Genomic DNA, 318 nt, shown 5'->3' with positions numbered 1-318 from the left:
TAAAGTAATAGTCATCTGCTCTGACATATGAGCATATTCCCAAATTAAACCATTAATACGCCATGCTAGAATAGGAGTATATCCCTCAACTACATTAGGCATCTCAAAATTCAAAATGATACTTTTATTACCTTTTTTAAAAGCATCTGTCGTGAAATTAAAATTAGCTCCACTATTGTAACAAGTAGCACCATTATTATCTATTTTCCAAGTTCCCTTTGAAAAGTAAATATTTTGATTATTAGGTGAAATATTCATATTAAACTGAACCTTTCACAGGATTTCCTTGAATATTGTTCAAGAAAATTCGTGAGAATT

1 protein-coding gene is annotated in these 318 nt (G+C 29.6%); it reads right to left on the bottom strand.

Annotated elements, in window-relative coordinates; genetic code table 11:
* Nucleotides 1–258, bottom strand: a 258-nt coding sequence (locus PQG54_RS12335) for a hypothetical protein (RefSeq protein WP_271807745.1), incomplete at its 3' end; no start/stop codon positions are given.
* Nucleotides 259–318 lie beyond the last annotated feature (60 nt).

Origin of the sequence: Commensalibacter communis, assembly GCF_947179015.1 — a bacterium.
GTDB lineage: Bacteria > Pseudomonadota > Alphaproteobacteria > Acetobacterales > Acetobacteraceae > Commensalibacter > Commensalibacter communis.
This window is presented reverse-complemented; position numbering and strand designations above follow the sequence as displayed.